The sequence below is a fragment of the Duganella sp. OV510 genome, from assembly GCF_900100205.1.
Lineage (GTDB): Bacteria > Pseudomonadota > Gammaproteobacteria > Burkholderiales > Burkholderiaceae_D > Rugamonas.
In genome coordinates this window covers 314157-331487 of sequence record NZ_FNEQ01000001.1, presented here as the reverse complement: position 1 = coordinate 331487, position 17331 = coordinate 314157, and the positions used below count along the sequence as shown (strand labels likewise).

Genomic DNA, 17331 nt, shown 5'->3' with positions numbered 1-17331 from the left:
TCATGGCCAAGATACACGCCACTGCCGTCGTCGACAGCAAGGCCGAGCTGCATGACAGCGTCGAAGTCGGCCCGTACTCGGTGATCGGCCCGAACGTTCGCATCGGCTCCGGCACGGTGGTGGGTCCGCACGTGGTCATCGAAGGTCACACCAGCATCGGCAGCGACAACAAGTTTTTCCAGTTCTCGTCGATCGGCGCCGCGCCGCAGGACAAGAAGTGGAACGGCGAGCCAACCCGTTTGACCATCGGCGACCGCAACACCATCCGCGAATTTTGCACCTTCAACACCGGCACGGTGCAGGACAAGGGCGTGACGTCGCTGGGCAACGATAACTGGATTTCGGCTTACGTCCACCTGGCGCATGACTGCGTGGTGGGCAGCAATACGATCTTCTCGAATAACGCGCAGATCGCCGGCCACGTCGAAATCGGCGATTACGTGATCATGAGCGGCTTCGCCAATGTGCACCAGTTCTGCAAGATTGGTGCGCACGCGTTTGTCGGCATGAGCACTTCGCTGACGCAGGATGTGCCGCCGTTTGTGCTGTTGAACGGTAATCCGGCGGCGGCGCATGGCGTCAACATCGAAGGTTTGAAACGCCGTGGTTTCACGCGCGAGCAGATCAACGGTATCCGCGCCGCGTACAAGATCATCTACCGCTCCGGCCTGACGCTGGAAGAAGCCAAGGCGGCGCTGATCGCTGAAGAAGCGGCCGTGCCGGCCGACGTGGCGCTGCACATGCGCGCCATGCGCGAGTTCCTTGATACGGCAAGCCGTGGCATTGTCCGATAACATGGCGCCGCACGCCGCGCAGCCCGGTGCCGATGGCACGAGGCGGGACGCGGCGGCCGGCAGGCCGCTGTCCCTGGCCCTGGTGGCAGGCGAGCCGTCCGGCGACATGCTGGCGGCTCGTTTGCTTTCCGGCCTGCGTCCGCATCTGCCGGACGCGCGCTTCCATGGCATCGGCGGGCCGCAGATGATGGCCCAGGGCTTCGAGTCGCACTGGCCGATGGACCAGCTGACCGTGCGCGGTCTGCTGCCTGTGTTGATGCGCTATCGCGAACTGAAAGGCGTCCAGAGCGCGCTGCGCGACCAGTTGCTGGCCGAGCGTCCGGCGGTCTTCATCGGCGCCGACTATCCAGGCTTTAACCTTGGCCTGGAAGAGCAGCTGAAGGCGGCCGGCATCCCCACCGTGCACTACATCGGGCCGCAGATCTGGGCCTGGCGCGGTGGCCGCATCAAGAAGATCCAGCGCGCTGTGTCGCACATGCTGGTGATCTTCCCGTTTGAAGAAGCAATATACAAGCAGGCCGGCGTGCCGGTCAGCTATGTCGGCCACCCGCTGGCCGAGCTGATTCCGCTGACGCCGGACGTGGCTAGCGCACGCCGTCAGCTTGGCTTGCCGGAAGATGCCAACGTGGTCACCATCATGCCGGGCAGCCGCATGTCTGAGCTCAAGTACAACACGGTCGCCTTCGTGCAGGCGGCCAGGCTGCTGAAGCAGCGCGACAGCACGCTGCGCTTCGTGGTGCCGATGGCCGGTGAACGCCAGCGCGCCTACTTCCTGGAACTGCTGGCGCAAGCCGGCTTGCAGGATGTCGAGATCCAGCTGCTGGATGGCCAGTCGCACACCGCGATCGCCGCCGCTGAAGCGGTGATGGTGGCCTCCGGCACGGCGTCGCTGGAAGTGGCGCTGTTCAAGAAGCCGATGGTCATCGCTTACAAGATGATGGAGCTGGAGTGGCAGATCCTGCGCCACTTCGGCTACCAGCCATGGATAGGACTGCCGAACATCCTGGCGCGCGAATTCCTGGTGCCGGAGCTGCTGCAGCACGCGGCCAGCGCCGAAGCACTGGCCGAGGCGATGTGGAAGCAGCTGAGCGACGCGCCGCATCGCCAGCGCCTGACGCAGCGTTTCACCGACATGCATCACAGTCTGCTGCGTAACAGCGCAGCGGAAAGCGCAGCCGCCGTGCTACAAGTAATTGAAAGAACCAAGTGAAGAATCAAAACCTAGGCCTGTTCGATGACCTGCCAGACTCGCCGGATGAAATCATCTGCGGCGTGGACGAGGCAGGGCGCGGCCCGCTGGCCGGCCCGGTGTTTGCGGCCGCCGTCATCCTCGACGTCTCGCGTCCCATCGAAGGCCTGCGCGACTCGAAGAAACTCACCGAGGCCAAGCGCGACATGCTTGCGCCGCTGATCAGGCAGCACGCGCTGGCGTGGGCCATTGCCGAAGCGTCGGAAGAAGAAATCGACAAGCTGAATATCCTGCAAGCGTCGATGCTGGCGATGCGCCGCGCGGTCGAAGCACTGAGCACCGTGCCGACGTTGGCCCTGATCGACGGCAACCGCTGCCCGGTCATGAAGATCCAGAGCATTGCGGTGATCGGTGGCGATGACAAGGTGGACGCCATCTCGGCCGCCTCCATCCTCGCCAAGACCGCGCGCGACGCCGCACTGGTGTCGCTGCACGCACGCTATCCGCAATACTGCTTCGACCAGCACAAAGGCTACGGCACGGCACTGCACCTGGAGCGCCTGCGCGAACACGGCCCGTCGCCGGTGCATCGCCGCTCGTTCGCGCCGGTGCGCGCGCTGCTGGAGGTGAACCTGTGAAAACCATCACCTCGCGCGACAATGCGCAATACAAGGAACTGGTCAAGCTGGCCGGCAGCCAGCAGGCGCGCCGCAAGGCCGGCCGCACGCTGCTGGACGGCGTGCACCTCTGCCAATCTTACCTGCAACTGCGCGGCATGCCGGAGCAGTGCGTGGTCAGCGAAAGCTCGCTGCATAACGCTGAAGTGATGGACATCGTTGGCCAGCTGGAAGCGCAGCGCGCGCATGTACTGGCCTTGCCGGATGCGCTGTACAACGGCATCAGCCAGGTCGAAAACGGCATTGGCGTGATGTTCCTGATCGATACGCCGGAACGTTCGGTAACGGCGCCGCTCAGCGTGTCGGCGGTGCTGCTGGACGGTGTCCAGGACCCGGGCAACGTCGGCTCCATCCTGCGCAGCGCGGCGGCGGCAGGCATCCAGCAAGTCTATTGCAGCAGCGGCACGGCGTTCTGCTGGTCGCCGAAGGTGCTGCGGGCGGCGATGGGCGCGCACTTCGTGCTGGATATCTTTGAGAATGTCGACCTGTCGGAGCTGGTGCGCTCTGCAAGCGTGCCAACGCTGGCCACCAGCGGCTACGCGGCACAAAAGCTGTACGAGATCGACTTACGCCAGCCGGTGGCGTGGATCTTCGGTCATGAGGGGCAGGGCGTTGCGGACGACCTGCTGTCGCAGGCCACGCACAAAGTCGTGATCCCGCATCTGGGACAGGTAGAATCGTTGAACGTCGCCGCCTGTGCGGCAGTATGCTTTTTCGAGCAAGTCAGGCAGAATCACACTTAAAGCACACACTGGAGGCGGTCATGGACATCGCGCAGTTGCACTTTCTGGTAGCCGAAGGGGATCAGGTACAACGGCACGCGCTGGCCGACATCCTCGTGCACGTGGGCGTGGGCAAGATCACCCAAGCTCCCGATGGGCATACGGCGTTGCGCCATTTCAGCGCCGGCATCACGCCGGTGGTGGATATCGCCATCATCGACCTGGCGCTGCCGGGCATGGATGCGCTGGAGCTGATACGGCGGCTGGGTGAAGCGCGCTGCAAGGCCGGCGTCATCATCGTTGGTGCGCAATCCAATGCGGTGCTGTTCTCGGTGGAGACGATGGCGGTGGCCTATGGCGTGAATGTATTGGGCGCCATCGGCAAGCCGGTGATCGGCAGCCGGCTGGTGGCGTTGATTCACAACTATGTACCGCCGGCTGAAGCGCGTGGCATGCATGAAGCGGCGCCCACCTTGTCTTTCTCCAAAGTGGGGCAGGGCTTGCAGAACCGCGAATTCGATCCCTTCTTCCAGCCTAAAATCGAACTGGAGACCGGTCAGGTCAAAGGACTGGAGATGTTTGCGCGATGGCGGCATCCGCTGCATGGCGTGCTGGGGCCGGCGTCCTTCATGCCGGCACTGGAGACGGCGCAGCGGGTCGATTACCTCGACTGGACCATGATAGAAAAATCGGTGGCCGCCTGCCGCAAGCTGCATGAGCAGGGCGTGCCGATCTCGGTCTCGATCAACGTCGACCAGAGCACGCTGGCGCACCCGCAGTTCATGGAGCAGATTGCGGCCTGCCTGGAGCGGCATCGCATCATGGCCGACTACATCACGTTTGAAATGACGGAATCGGCGGTGCTCAGCACCGATCCGCACTTCCTCGAACGCCTGCTGCGGCTGCGGATGGCCGGCTTCGGGCTGGCGATCGATGACTACGGCACCGGGCGCAGCAACCTGCAACTGCTGGCGCGGATTCCGTTTTCGGAGCTGAAGATCGACCGCAGCTTCGTCGACGGCGCCTCCAAGCGCTCGGCGATCGGCACGGTGCTGCGCTCCTGCCTCGGCCTGGCGCGCTCGCTGGACCGACGATCGGTCGCCGTCGGCGTCGAAACCAAGCAGGATTGGGATTTCCTGCAAAGCCTGGGCTGCACCTACGCCCAGGGCTACTACATCGCCAAGCCGATGCCGGTCGAAGACTTCCCCATCTGGCTGGCCGACTGGCAGCATTTCTTCTAAAACCGGTGTCAGGTCTGACATTCGCACACGAGCTCATGTACCAAAGTCAGACCTGACACCGGATTTGCGCTTGATCAAACACACTCAGCGCTAACGATCGCACACTCGACCTCTATCTAATTTAGGAGGTCGGTATGGCTAAACGTAAATCCAACGGCGGCGCGGTGGACGGCGCCGGATCGATTCTGAGCACGGTCGCCGGACCGGCCGCGCCGCCACGGCCCGCGCGTCTTGGGCCGCCGAATCCGATTGCCGACCAGCTGCTGGAAAAGAATACCGGCGACGATATCCTGGCCGCCGGGATGCCTTTCAATTCCAGCAAGCCGCTGGAGTATGGCGAAGCGGCCTACACGCCGCACGTCGGCGAGACGCACGCGCCGCCATCGCCGCTGGTCACCGCCAGCACCAGCACTGAGACCATTGCGTCACCCAAGGTCGGCGATGGCGAGCCGGAGATCGGCGACAACGCCATCAACCGCCCGCTGGATCGGGTGCGCGCCGACGATACCGGCCGTGAGTTGACCACCAACCAGGGCGTCCCTGTCGCCGATAACCAGAACTCGCTGAAAGCCGGCCTGCGCGGCCCGACGCTGATGGAAGACTTCATCCTGCGCGAGAAGATCACCCATTTCGACCATGAACGCATCCCGGAACGCGTGGTGCACGCGCGCGGCTCGGCGGCACACGGCTATTTCGAAAGCTACTGCGACCTGCGCGCCATCACGCGCGCCGCGCCGTTCGCCGCCAAGGGCAAGCGCACGCCAGTCTTCGTGCGTTTTTCGACCGTGGCAGGAGAGCGCGGCTCGGCCGACACCGTGCGCGATGTGCGCGGCTTCGCCACCAAGTTCTATACCGAGGAAGGCAACTGGGACCTGGTAGGGAATAATATCCCGGTGTTCTTCATTCAGGATGCGATGAAGTTCCCGGACCTGGTGCATGCGGTGAAGCCGGAGCCGCATCACGCCATGCCGCAAGCCTCCAGCGCGCACGATACCTTCTGGGACTTCGCCTCGCTGAGTCCCGAAATCGCCCACATGCTGCTGTGGCACACCTCCGACCGCGCCATTCCGCGCAGCTACCGGATGATGCAGGGCTTCGGCGTGCATTCCTTCCGGCTGGTGAACGCCAGCGGCGCCTCGGTGTTCTGCAAATTCCACTGGACGCCGCTGGCCGGCACGCATTCGCTGGTGTGGGACGAAGCGGTGCGGCTGGCCGGCGCCGATCCCGACTACCATCGGCGCGATCTGTGGGAGGCCATCGATGCCGGCGCGTTCCCCGAGTGGGAGCTGGGCCTGCAAATCTTCAGCGAAGAACAGGCAGCGCAATTCCCCTTCGATATCCTCGATCCGACCAAGATCGTGCCGGAGGAAATGGTGGCGGTGCGCACGGTCGGCAAGCTGGTACTGGACCGCAATCCGGACTATTTCTTTGGCGAGACCGAGCAGGTGGCGTTTTGCGCGGCGCATGTGGTGCCGGGCATCGATTTCACCAACGACCCGCTGCTGCAAGGACGGCTGCATTCGTACATCGATACGCAGATCTCCCGGCTGGGCGGGCCGAACTTCCACGAGATTCCGATCAACACGCCGCTGGCGCAGATCCACAACAACCAGCGCGACGGCTTGCACCGCCAGCAGATCAATCGCGGCCGCGTCAACTACGAGCCGAATTCTCTGGCCGGCGGCTGTCCGTTCCAGGCCGGTGCGCGCGGTTTTGTCAGCGTGCCGGAGCCGTCGCAGGGCAATGAGGTGCGTGGCAAGCCGGAACTGTTTGCCGATCACTACGCGCAGGCGCGTCTGTTCTGGATCAGCCAGAGCCTGACCGAGCAGCGGCATATCATCAACGCCTTCCGCTTCGAACTGACGCGCGTGCAGACGCCGGCAATACGTAGCCGCACGCTGGCGCTGCTGGTGAATATCGATCCGGCGCTGGCGGCTGGCGTGGCCGAGGGACTGGGGATGGCGGTGCCGCCGCCGTTGCCGCTGGCGAGCGGGCAGCCGCCGTATGATTACATGGCGTCGCCGTCGCTGTCGCTGTTTGCGCGGCCGGGTGTGACCGGCATCCGTACGCGGCGTGTAGCCGTCGTGGTGGCTCCAGGCGTGGAGGGGGCGCTGGTGCGCAAGCTATATGCATCGCTGCTGGATGATGGCGCTGTGCCGCGCCTGGTCGGCGCACGCATCGGAGCGCTGGAATCGGCCACCGATGCGGCGCTGGATGTGGAGATCAGTTTTGAGACAGGACCGTCGGTGCTGTGGGACGGTGTGGTGGTGCTGGCGCCGGCGGCGGATGCGCTGGCGATGGAATTCGTCAAGCTACAGTACCGGCATGGCAAACCGCTGCTGGCGATCGGCGGCGGCGCCGAGCTGCTGAAGGCCGCCAGGATACCGCGCAAGCTGCCGCAAGGCTTGCCAGATCCGGGTATCATCATCGTTGAACCCGGCGAGGCAGTGCAAGGGCTGGCGGCGTTTAAAGCGGTGCTGGCGCAGCACAGAGTCTATGCCCGCGAAACGGATCCGCCACGCGTCTGACCCGCATGGCGCGGGTTCAGTACTCGCGCCGGTCCGGCTTGATCTCTTGCAGGATGGTGGTCGAAATCTCCTCAATCGACTTGGTGGTCGACGACAGCCAGCGTATGCCCTCGCGCTTCATCATTGCCTCTGCCTCATTCACCTCATAGCGGCAATTCTCCAGCGACGCATACTTGCTGCCGGCGCGCCGCTCATTGCGGATCTCGGTCAGGCGCTCCGGCGTGATGGTCAGCCCAAAAATCTTCGACTTGAACTCATACAGCGACGACGGCAGCTTGCCGCGCTCGAAGTCGTCCGGTATCAGCGGATAGTTGGCCGCCTTGATCCCATACTGCATGGCCAGATACAAACTGGTCGGCGTCTTGCCCGAGCGCGACACGCCCACCAGGATCACATCGGCCGACGCCAGATTCTTGTGCGACTGCCCATCATCATGCGCCAGCGAGAAATTGATCGCCTCGATGCGGTTCTTGTACTCCTCGCTATCGACGATATTGTGCGAACGGCCGATGGTATGGGTCGACTTCACACCCAGCTCTTGTTCCAGAGGGGCAACAAAAGTCTGGAACATGTCCATATACATGCCTTTGCATTGCCGTATGACATCAGACAGTTCGGTATGCACCAGCGTTGAAAAGACGATCGGACGGTGACCGTCGGACGCAAACGCCTCATTGATCTTGCGCAATGCATCGTGCGCCTTGTCCAGCGTATCGATGAATGGCAGCCGTACCTGGCGGAAGCGCAATTCAAACTGGGTCAGCACGGAATGGCCAAAGGTTTCAGCGGTAATGCCGGTGCCGTCGGAAACAAAAAAGACCGTGCGCGCTGCCGAAGGCAAGGGAGGGCGTTGTTCTTGTGTCATGTTTAGTGCAAGTATCCTATTGTGAATCGTCAATTCGGGCCACAGGCTGTAGAATGTGCGCCAACAGGATGCATTGTGCGGCACGACCACCAGAATAAGCAAGAATATGAGTCTGCCCACCGCCGGAAAGATTTCTATCATCAAAAAGGTGTTTTTATGTCCAACGCAGCATTGAAGGAGCAAAACAACGAAGCAGTCTACGTTGCCTCGTTTGAAAACTTGCGAATGACGGATGTTGAATCCGTCGGCGGCAAGAACGCGTCGCTCGGCGAGATGATCAGTCAGCTGGCCGGCGCCGGCGTGCGTGTGCCGGGTGGCTTTGCCACCACCGCCCAGGCATTCCGCGACTTCCTGTCGTACAGCGAAGCTGGCGGCAAGTCGCTGGCCGAGCGTATCGCCGACCGCCTGGCGGACCTGAACATTGACGACGTTCGCTCGCTGGCGCAAGCCGGCGCCGAAATTCGCCAGTGGATCGTCGACACGCCATTCCAGCCCCGCCTGGAAGCCGAAATCCATACCTTCTACGAAAAACTGGTGGCCGATTCGTCGACCGAAATGTCGTTTGCCGTGCGCTCGTCGGCCACCGCCGAAGACTTGCCGGACGCCTCGTTTGCCGGTCAGCAGGAAACCTTCCTCAACGTGGTCGGCATCGACAACGTACTGGACGCGATGAAGCACGTGTTCGCCTCGCTGTACAACGACCGCGCGATCTCCTATCGTGTGCACAAAGGCTTCACCCACGCTGAAGTAGCATTGTCGGCTGGCGTGCAGCGCATGGTGCGCTCGGACCTGGGCGCCGCCGGTGTCATGTTCACCATCGATACCGAGTCCGGCTTCAAGGACGTGGTGTTTGTCACCTCCAGCTACGGCCTGGGTGAGACCGTGGTGCAGGGCGCGGTGAATCCGGACGAATTCTACGTCCACAAGCCGATGCTGGAAAAAGGCAAATCGCCTGTCATCCGCCGCAACATCGGTTCCAAGCTGCTGAAGATGGAATTCACCAACGAAGCCAAGGCTGGCCGCTCGGTGAAGACCGTGGACGTGCCGGTGGAACTGCGCAACCGCTACTCGCTGAATGACGAGGAAGTGGTGGAGCTGGCCAAGTACGCCGTCATCATCGAAAACCACTACGGCCGTCCGATGGACATCGAGTGGGGCAAAGATGGCCGCGACGGCAAGCTGTACATCCTGCAGGCGCGTCCGGAAACCGTGAAGTCGCAGCAGAAGCCGACCGACGTGCAGCAGCGCTTCAAGCTGAAGTCCAGCGGCACCGTGCTGGCTTCCGGCCGCGCCATCGGTCAGAAGATCGGCGCCGGTCCGGTGCGCGTGATTCACGACCCATCGGAAATGGAGCGCGTGCAGCCTGGCGACGTGCTGGTGGCCGACATGACCGACCCTAACTGGGAACCGGTGATGAAGCGCGCTTCCGCCATCGTCACCAACCGTGGCGGCCGTACCTGCCACGCGGCGATCATCGCGCGTGAACTGGGCGTGCCGGCGGTGGTCGGCTGCGGCGACGCGACCGACGTACTGAAGGACGGCACTTTCGTCACCGTGTCCTGCGCTGAAGGCGATGAAGGCAAGATCTACGACGGCCTGCTGGAAACCGAAATTTCGGAAGTCTCGCGCGGCGAGCTGCCCAAGCTGCCGACCAAGATCATGCTGAACGTGGGTAATCCACAGCTGGCGTTCGACTTCCAGGCGGTGCCGAATGGCGGCGTCGGCCTGGCGCGTCTGGAGTTCATCATCAATAACAATATTGGTGTGCACCCGAAAGCGATCCTGGAATATCCGAACATCGACGCGGACCTGAAGAAGGCCGTGGAATCGGTGGCGCGCGGTCACGCATCGCCACGCGCGTTCTACGTCGACAAGCTGGCGGAAGGCATCGCCACCATCGCTGCCGCATTCTGGCCGAAACCAGTGATCGTGCGCCTGTCGGACTTCAAGTCCAACGAGTACAAGAAGCTGATCGGCGGTTCGCGCTACGAGCCGGACGAGGAAAACCCGATGCTGGGCTTCCGCGGCGCTGCCCGTTACCTGGCAGAGGACTTCGCCGGCGCATTCGAAATGGAATGCGCAGCGATGAAGCGCGTGCGTAACGACATGGGCCTGACCAACGTCGAAATCATGGTGCCGTTCGTGCGCACGCTGGGCCAGGCCGAGAAGGTGGTGGGCCTGCTGGGCAAGAACGGCCTGGTACGCGGCGAGAACGGTCTGCGCCTGATCATGATGTGCGAAGTGCCATCCAACGCGATTCTGGCAGAGCGCTTCCTGGAGCACTTCGACGGCTTCTCGATCGGTTCCAACGACCTGACCCAGCTGACGCTGGGCCTGGACCGCGATTCCGGCATGGCGCTGCTGGCGGCCGACTTCGACGAACGCGACGACGCCGTCAAGGCGCTGCTGTCGCAGGCGATCCAGGCATGTCGTGCGCAGGGCAAGTACATCGGCATTTGCGGCCAGGGGCCGTCGGACCACCCGGACTTCGCGGCGTGGCTGATGGAGCAGGGCATTGAATCGATGTCGCTGAATCCTGATTCGGTGATCGACACCTGGCAAAAGCTGGCCAGCCTGCAAAAGTAATCAAAGCACGCTGGAAGTGGTATAAATGAAACCCTCGCGTCCCATGACGGGATGCGAGGGTTTTTGCATTCGAAGAGGAGACCATAATGACTGACTGGAGCTACTGGCTGGCGGCTGCCGGCGTGACAGTGATACTGGAGCTGTTCGTTGGCACCTTCTACCTGCTGATGATCGCCATCGGCATGGCGGCGGGCGGCGCGGCGGCCTTGCTCGGCTTCGGCCCGGCGCTGCAATTGCTGGTGGCGGCGCTGGTCGGCGTGGCCGCCACGGTGGCGCTGCGCCGCAGCGGCTACGGACGCGCGCAACAGCGCGTGCAGGCGGAGCGCGATCCCAACGTGAATCTCGACATCGGCCAGACCGTCCACGTCCCCGCGTGGCAGGACAATGCGGCGCGCGTGATGTATCGCGGCGCGCTGTGGGACGTCGAACTGGCGCCGGGCGGCATTGCCGCACCGGGCGCCTACACCATCCGCGAAGTACGCGGCAGCCGCCTGATCGTGGCGGCATAAATCAACAACTACGGAGAATTCCATGGATATCAGTATCGGTAACGTCACCTTCATCCTGTTTATATTGGCGCTGGTGTTCGTCTTCAAGACGATCAACGTGGTGCCGCAGCAGCATGCGTGGGTGGTCGAGCGCCTGGGTAAATACCACGCGACGCTGGGACCTGGCCTGAACATCGTGATCCCGTTTGTCGACCGCATCGCCTACAAACACGTGTTGAAGGAGATCCCGCTGGATGTGCCGCCGCAGGTCTGCATCACGCGCGACAACACGCAGCTGCAGGTGGACGGCATCCTGTACTTCCAGATCACCGACGCCATGCGCGCCTCGTATGGCTCGTCCAACTACATCGCCGCGATTACGCAGCTGGCGCAGACCACGCTGCGTTCCGTCATCGGCCGCATGGAGCTGGACAAAACGTTTGAAGAACGGGAGCATATCAACACCGCCATCGTCAACGCGATCGACGAATCGGCCGCCAACTGGGGCGTGAAGGTGCTGCGTTACGAGATCAAGGATTTGACGCCGCCGAAGGAAATCCTGCACGCGATGCAGGCGCAGATCACCGCCGAGCGGGAAAAGCGCGCGCTGATCGCCGCCTCGGAAGGCCGCAAGCAGGAACAGATCAACATCGCCAGCGGCGAGCGTGAAGCGCAGATTGCCCGTTCGGAAGGCGACAAGCAGGCCGCCATCAACCGCGCGCAAGGGCAGGCGGCAGCGATTGTCGCGCTGGCGGAAGCGAATGCGTCGGCGCTGCGCCAGGTCGGCGCCGCGCTGCGCGAGCCGGGTGGCGACGAGGCCATGAACCTGAAAGTGGCCGAGCAATACGTCGGCGCCTTCGGTCAGCTGGCGAAGACCAACAATTCGATTATCATACCGGCCAATCTGGGCGACATGAGCGGCCTGATTGCGACCGCGATGCAGGTCGTCAAAACGCAAGGCAAAATCATCAAGGAGTAAAAGTATGGGCACCTGGGCGGTAGACGCCTTCGGCAACGACTACGCACAAGACTGGGCGGAAGACCTGCACGAAACGAGCAATCTGGATGCGGTGGAAGACACCCTCAACACGGTGCTGGAAGCGGCCGGCGAACTGGAAGCCCCGTTCGCCGCCGAGGCCCTGGTAGCGATCGAAGTGCTGGCGCGCCTGCAAGGCAAGGGCGGGCCAGCGACGGAAGACAGCGCCGCCGTCGACGAATGGGTCGCCGCGCGCAAGCCCAAAGCCAAGCCGCGCGCCGACCTGGCCGACAAGGCCGCCCGCGCCCTCGACCGCATCCTCGCCACCGACAGCGAACTGCGCCAACTCTGGCAAGAAAGCGAGCACTACAACGACTGGCAAGCCGCCGTCGCCGACCTCCGCTCCCGCCTCTAAAACCCGGGGTCAGTTCTGCCAAACGTACACGGGCTCAACCGCTTGCGGTTGAGCCCGTGTACGTTTGGCAGAACTGACCCCGGATTGCTGTAACATTCGGGGATGAATCTGAATCAGCAAATCGATCGTCTACACACTTTTCTTCATCAGCACCAGCGGGTGCTGGTGCTTACCGGCGCCGGCCTGAGCACGGCGTCCGGGATTCCCGACTATCGCGACAAGGATGGCGTGCGGCGTGGCCGCAATCCTATCCAGGGGCCGGATTTCCGCAAGTCGGAGGCGGTGCGGCGGCGCTATTGGGCGCGCAGCATGGCTGGCTATCCGACGCTGGCCGGCGCCGCGCCGAATGCCGGCCACCACGCGCTGGCCGAGCTGGAGGCGGCGGGGCGCATCCATGCCATCATTACGCAAAACGTCGATGGCTTGCATCAGCAAGCGGGTAGCCGCAAGCTGATTGAGCTGCACGGTAATATTCACGGCGTGCTGTGCCTCGATTGCCGCAGCGTGCATCCGCGCGCCGCGATCCAGAACTGGCTGCTGGCGGCGAATCCATCCATGGCGCCGACCGGACCAGTGGGCGAGGTGGTGCCGGAAGCACGCCCCGATGGTGATGCGGAAATCGAGCTGGATGAGTTCCAGGACTTCCACCTGCCATACTGTCCAGCCTGCGGCGGGACCTTGCAGCCCGATGTGATTTTTTTCGGCGATAACATTCCCCCACAACGCACCGCCGATGCGCTGCAACTGGCCGATGAGGCCGACGCCGTGCTGGTGGTCGGCTCGTCGCTGATGGTGTTTTCCGGCTTCCGCTTCGCCAAGCTGGCGGCGCAAAGCAACAAGCCGATCGCCGCCATCAACCTCGGCAAAACCCGGGCGGATGACTTGATCGGCTTGAAAGTGGAGGCATCGGCAGTGGAGGTGCTGCCGCTGCTGGTTTAGTTCCGCTGAAGCATCGAGCGGACGATGGCTTCCTTGGCCAGCACATAGTCGTGGCCGGCCAGCACGAAGTTGGTGTTCGGCTGTATCACTTTGACGTTGATGAACACCATGTCGCTGGTCTCGGCATACGAACCGACCACGATCGCCTGCGCATTGTGGGTGGTCGCGACTTCGCCGATTTCACGCGTCAGCATCAGCTCGCCCTGGTTGCGCTTCAGGTAGACGCTGTTGCGCAGCTTCATCTCCAGCATGCTCAGGCCGCCTTGCGCCATGCGCGTCGACAGCTGTTCGGATACCAGCCGGCCCAGCGTGGTGGTCTGCTCCAGGGCGTCGATATTGACCACGGTGGCCATGATCAGCGGCTTGCCGAGCACCATCTTGCCATTCAGTTGCGCCAGCAGCGCATCGGCTGCCTTGTAGTTGGCGTTGATGAACTGGTTGGAAGAGATGGTGGCGTAATTGCCTTCTTCGTCTTTTGGCGTCGATGAGCAGCCCGCCAGCAGCAATGGCAACGCCAGCAGGGAGACTCGGACCAGGGATTTCATCTGCATTAGATATCTCCGCGTACCTGGAAGGTACGGGTAATTTTTGGTTCTTCGGGCTTGGGATCGACGATGCCGTACAGCACGCGGTCGGTGTCGGCGACGTAATAGGCCGAGGTGCTGCGCGCCAGGTAGCGGTACTGGTCGGATACGGACACCGTGACGATAATTTCGGTTTTCGGCGTGTCGCCCGGCGCGAACTGCGAATTGAACCATTGATAGGTGTCGAGCGCGCCTGCGCCGGCGGCGACGTTGAACAGCGCGCCGGCATCGATTTCGCTCAGCAGCCAGACGCCTCCCGCCAGGATGGTCTTGTCGCCGTGATAACGGTATTGCGGACGGTCAGCGGTAAAGGTGACGGTCTGCACATCCAGGTCGACCCGCAGCGAGCCGGCCGGGCTGCGCGACACCACATAGCCATCGTTGACCAGCGAGGTGGTCAGCTGCGCCGCCAGGGCGCGCTGGAACGCGCTTGGCTCTTTCGGTTCGTTGATATACACCGGGCGCGGCGGGCTTTTCTTCAGCTCCAGCACCACGCGCTTCTCGATGCTGTCGGAAATCACTCCCCAGTGATAAGCCGCTTGCAGCTTGGCTTGCTTGGTCACAGGGAAGTTGGCCGCCAGCGGCGTCGGCGTGTAGCGCGACGCGCAGCCCGCCAGCAGGATGCCGGCCGCCAGAGCCATTGCAGTTTTCAGCGCCATGATTGCCTCGTCGTCAAAATTGTCCAAATCACGGCCACAGCAGAGCCGCGAATGTAAAATCATTCTTCAAGCAGTTTAGCATGGATGTTTCTAATTAGAAATTCTCCGGGTAATAAAAAACCCGGTACGGGACCGGGTTGTGTACAGAGTGCGCAACAGTTTTAGCGCTTGTGGGTTTTCATCGCCTGCGCAACCTCGCGCTTGCCGTCGCGATCTTTCTCTGTGGCACGCTTATCGTGCATTTTCTTGCCTTTGGCCAAGCCGATTTCACATTTGACGCGGCCGCCCTTGTAGTGCAGGTTCAGCGGCACCAATGTGTAGCCGGCGCGCGTCACCTTGCCGATCAGCTTGTCGATCTGCTCGCGGTGCAGCAGCAGCTTGCGGGTGCGCACCATGTCCGGCGTGATGTGGGTGGAGGCGGTCGGCAGCGCAGCGATGTGGGCGCCGAACAGGAATAGCTCGTCGCCCTTGATGGTGACGTAGGCTTCCTTGATCTGTACCTTGTTGTCGCGGATCGCTTTGACTTCCCAGCCTTCGAGCATGATGCCGGCTTCGTAGCGGTCCTCGATGAAGTAGTCAAAAAAGGCTTTTTTGTTATCGGCTATGGTCATGTGGTGGTATCGGTTAAACTACTGCTGCGCGTCGCCAGACGCAATAATTCAACATCATAGCAAATGGTTAGACAATGGCAGTAGTGCACAAATCAGTTTTCCTCGGTTACAGCGCCCAGCAAATGTTCGATCTGGTGGCGGCGATCGAGGACTATCCCAAATTTCTGCCGTGGTGCGGTGGCGTCGAGATCCGGGAGCGCAATGGCAATACGGTGGTGGCCAGCGTGGGGATCAACTACCACGGCGTCAAACAGGCGTTCACCACTTCCAATGAAAACACTGCGCCTTCATCCATCAAGATGAAGCTGGTGGACGGTCCTTTCAAGTGCCTGGACGGTGTCTGGACCTTCAAGGCCCTGCGCGAGGATGCCTGCAAGATCGAGCTGGACCTGCACTACGAGTTTTCCAGCGGTCTGCTGGACAAGCTGGTGGGGCCGGTGTTCGGCATGATCGCTAACAGCATGGTGGATTCCTTCTGCAAACGGGCGGAAACGGTGTATGGCAGTTGAAACCTTCGCGATCCAGGTCTGCTATGCGAGCGACGCGGTGCAATTCCTGCGCGACTTGCAGGTGCCGGCCGGGACCACGCTGGAGCAGGCGATCGCGCTGAGCGGCGTGCTGACCGAAGTACCAGGCCTGGACCTGAGCCAGCTGCAAACCGGCATCTACGCCAAGAAAAAGCCGCTGGACACCGTCCTGCGCGCCCACGACCGCGTCGAACTCTACCGCCCCCTGATCGCCGACCCGAAGAACGCCCGCCGCCGCCGCAAGGCTAGCCCAGCTGCCGAAGGATGAAATCCCGCGTCGCGGGATGCTGGAAGAATTCGGTGTGCCAGACGTCGTTTTGTTTTTGTTCGGCGCTGCCGAAGTTGAGGATGTGGGCGGCGTCCGGGGTGGCTTGCGGTAGCAGGACGCTGCTGTAGGGGACGATCAGGTCGCTGGCGCCGTCAAGCAGGGCGTGGCTGAGCAGCGCGCCGGTGTGTTCCAGCAGCGAGTCGCCGTAGGCGAAGTTGGCGCGGGCGTAATAGCAGTTGGCGTCGTTGAGCAGCGAGCCGGAACGGTTCAGCTGCGCGATCAGCGATGAGCCGCTGGTCAGCGCCTGTACGCTGGGACGGGCAAATCCGAGCGACACCACCATCCGTGCCAGTCCGATCACCACGTCCAGACCCATGCCATGGCTGAACGACGCCAGCATGGCCGCCACATTCAGGAATTGCTTGATCTCGCCTGGCGACGCCAGCGGCGAGCCCTGGTTGGCGGCGCCGATGAACATCACTTTGCCGATGCGGGCGATGCGTCCGCTTCTGGCCTGGACGATATCGGCCAGGCCCCCGGTCAGCAGCGAGCGCACCACCAGGCCGCCACGGCTGTGGCACAGGATATCCACCTCCCAGCCGGCATCGGCTGGCAGGCGTTGCAGCAGGTTCAGCGCGTTCTGCTGGGGCGTCTTGGCGATGGTCCAATGATCGTAGCCGAACACGCGGCCTTGGTAACGTTGCAGCAGCGGCTGTAAATCCAGGTCGCCAAATCCGCCTTCGGTCGAGCTGAATATCCCATGCACCAGCAACAGCACCTTGCGCCCGCGCGCGGCGGCCAGGTCTTCCGGCATCACCGGCCGGCCGTGGCCCCGGTTCAGCGCCAGCAACTGCTCCGGTTTGCTGTGCGCCTCGATCCGGCTAATCATGGCCTGCGTCATCCGCTCGGTGGCGCGCAGCGAGGCTTGTACGATCCAGTCCCAGCCCTGCGGGGCCAGCGTGGGCGAGGGCGGTCCAGGCATCTCGCCGGGAAAAACAAGCTGCACGCAGCCGCTATCCTTGTGCCGCACCACATGCAGCGCCTCATCTTCGATCAGCGACGCCGGCAAAGGCGGCGTGCCGGCCAGCGGTTCCAGGTCCGGCATTGCCGCTGCCAAGGCGTGATCTTCCATCGCGTCCTGCAAGGCGCGGTGAAGTTCGGCTTGCTTGTTGGGAGTCAGCTGCATGCTGCCCAGTGTACCAGCGCGACAGGCTTTGCACCGTTGCAAAGACGCTTTGCAGGAATGGCGCTTCCTCATGCGC

Annotated in this window: 18 protein-coding genes; 13 read left to right on the top strand and 5 right to left on the bottom strand. The window is 62.6% G+C overall.

Annotated features, from left to right (window positions below):
• Positions 1-2 precede the first annotated feature (2 nt).
• From lpxA to BLS51_RS01585, 6 genes are all read left to right on the top strand, one after another.
• Positions 3-794 (top strand): acyl-ACP--UDP-N-acetylglucosamine O-acyltransferase, encoded by a 792-nt coding sequence (gene lpxA, locus BLS51_RS01610; protein ID WP_090179374.1) that lies wholly within the window; start codon positions 3-5, stop codon positions 792-794.
• A 1-nt stretch (position 795) separates the two neighbouring features.
• The gene (lpxB, locus tag BLS51_RS01605; protein ID WP_090179377.1) at positions 796-2004 is read left to right on the top strand and encodes a lipid-A-disaccharide synthase; all 1209 of its coding nucleotides are present in this window, start codon (positions 796-798) and stop codon (positions 2002-2004) included.
• Positions 2001-2621, top strand: a complete 621-nt coding sequence (gene rnhB / locus BLS51_RS01600; protein ID WP_090179380.1) for a ribonuclease HII — start codon at positions 2001-2003, stop codon at positions 2619-2621. Before lpxB ends, rnhB begins: the two co-directional genes overlap by 4 nt.
• A complete protein-coding gene (locus BLS51_RS01595; protein WP_090179384.1) occupies positions 2618-3403 on the top strand; it encodes a TrmH family RNA methyltransferase in 786 nt (261 codons plus the stop codon). The genes rnhB and BLS51_RS01595 overlap by 4 nt, the downstream gene beginning before the upstream one ends.
• Before the next feature lie 20 nt (positions 3404-3423).
• Complete coding sequence (locus tag BLS51_RS01590; protein WP_090179388.1) at positions 3424-4623, top strand: EAL domain-containing response regulator; 1200 nt, start codon at positions 3424-3426, stop codon at positions 4621-4623.
• A gap of 134 nt (positions 4624-4757) precedes the next feature.
• A complete protein-coding gene (locus BLS51_RS01585; protein WP_090179391.1) occupies positions 4758-7151 on the top strand; it encodes a catalase in 2394 nt (797 codons plus the stop codon).
• Between the two features lie 16 nt (positions 7152-7167).
• Here BLS51_RS01585 and BLS51_RS01580 read toward each other — a convergent pair whose 3' ends face one another.
• Positions 7168-8016: a posphoenolpyruvate synthetase regulatory kinase/phosphorylase PpsR gene (locus BLS51_RS01580; protein WP_090179394.1), complete on the bottom strand. Its 849-nt coding sequence runs from the start codon at positions 8014-8016 to the stop codon at positions 7168-7170.
• Between the two features lie 156 nt (positions 8017-8172).
• Here BLS51_RS01580 and ppsA point away from each other — a divergent pair, with 156 nt between their 5' ends.
• The 5 genes from ppsA to BLS51_RS01555 all read left to right on the top strand — a co-directional run bounded on the left by ppsA (position 8173) and on the right by BLS51_RS01555 (position 13420).
• Complete coding sequence (gene ppsA, locus BLS51_RS01575) at positions 8173-10602, top strand: phosphoenolpyruvate synthase (RefSeq protein WP_090179397.1); 2430 nt, start codon at positions 8173-8175, stop codon at positions 10600-10602.
• Between the two features lie 86 nt (positions 10603-10688).
• On the top strand, positions 10689-11111 hold the full coding sequence (locus tag BLS51_RS01570) for an NfeD family protein (protein ID WP_090179402.1): 423 nt from the start codon (positions 10689-10691) through the stop codon (positions 11109-11111).
• A gap of 22 nt (positions 11112-11133) precedes the next feature.
• A complete protein-coding gene (locus BLS51_RS01565; protein WP_090179405.1) occupies positions 11134-12069 on the top strand; it encodes an SPFH domain-containing protein in 936 nt (311 codons plus the stop codon).
• A 4-nt stretch (positions 12070-12073) separates the two neighbouring features.
• The gene (locus BLS51_RS01560; RefSeq protein ID WP_090179409.1) at positions 12074-12481 is read left to right on the top strand and encodes a DUF4259 domain-containing protein; all 408 of its coding nucleotides are present in this window, start codon (positions 12074-12076) and stop codon (positions 12479-12481) included.
• A 102-nt stretch (positions 12482-12583) separates the two neighbouring features.
• Entirely contained in the window at positions 12584-13420 is an 837-nt protein-coding gene (locus BLS51_RS01555; protein WP_090179412.1) for an NAD-dependent protein deacetylase, read from the top strand.
• Here BLS51_RS01555 and BLS51_RS01550 read toward each other — a convergent pair.
• From BLS51_RS01550 to smpB, 3 genes are all read right to left on the bottom strand, one after another.
• Complete coding sequence (locus BLS51_RS01550; protein WP_090179415.1) at positions 13417-13971, bottom strand: FlgO family outer membrane protein; 555 nt, start codon at positions 13969-13971, stop codon at positions 13417-13419. The two genes, BLS51_RS01555 and BLS51_RS01550, sit on opposite strands and share 4 nt — an antisense overlap.
• Entirely contained in the window at positions 13971-14663 is a 693-nt protein-coding gene (locus tag BLS51_RS01545) for a hypothetical protein (protein ID WP_090180792.1), read from the bottom strand. Before BLS51_RS01545 ends, BLS51_RS01550 begins: the two co-directional genes overlap by 1 nt.
• Positions 14664-14824: 161 nt before the next feature.
• Positions 14825-15274 (bottom strand): SsrA-binding protein SmpB, encoded by a 450-nt coding sequence (gene smpB / locus BLS51_RS01540; RefSeq protein WP_090179418.1) that lies wholly within the window; start codon positions 15272-15274, stop codon positions 14825-14827.
• Positions 15275-15348: 74 nt separating this feature from the next.
• Between smpB and BLS51_RS01535 the strand changes: the two genes are divergently transcribed.
• The gene (locus BLS51_RS01535) at positions 15349-15783 is read left to right on the top strand and encodes a type II toxin-antitoxin system RatA family toxin (RefSeq protein ID WP_090179421.1); all 435 of its coding nucleotides are present in this window, start codon (positions 15349-15351) and stop codon (positions 15781-15783) included.
• Entirely contained in the window at positions 15773-16069 is a 297-nt protein-coding gene (locus BLS51_RS01530; RefSeq protein WP_090179424.1) for an RnfH family protein, read from the top strand. Before BLS51_RS01535 ends, BLS51_RS01530 begins: the two co-directional genes overlap by 11 nt.
• Here the strand turns inward: BLS51_RS01530 and BLS51_RS01525 are convergent.
• Entirely contained in the window at positions 16047-17255 is a 1209-nt protein-coding gene (locus BLS51_RS01525; RefSeq protein WP_090179431.1) for an esterase/lipase family protein, read from the bottom strand. The two genes, BLS51_RS01530 and BLS51_RS01525, sit on opposite strands and share 23 nt — an antisense overlap.
• Between the last annotated feature and the right edge of the window lie 76 nt (positions 17256-17331).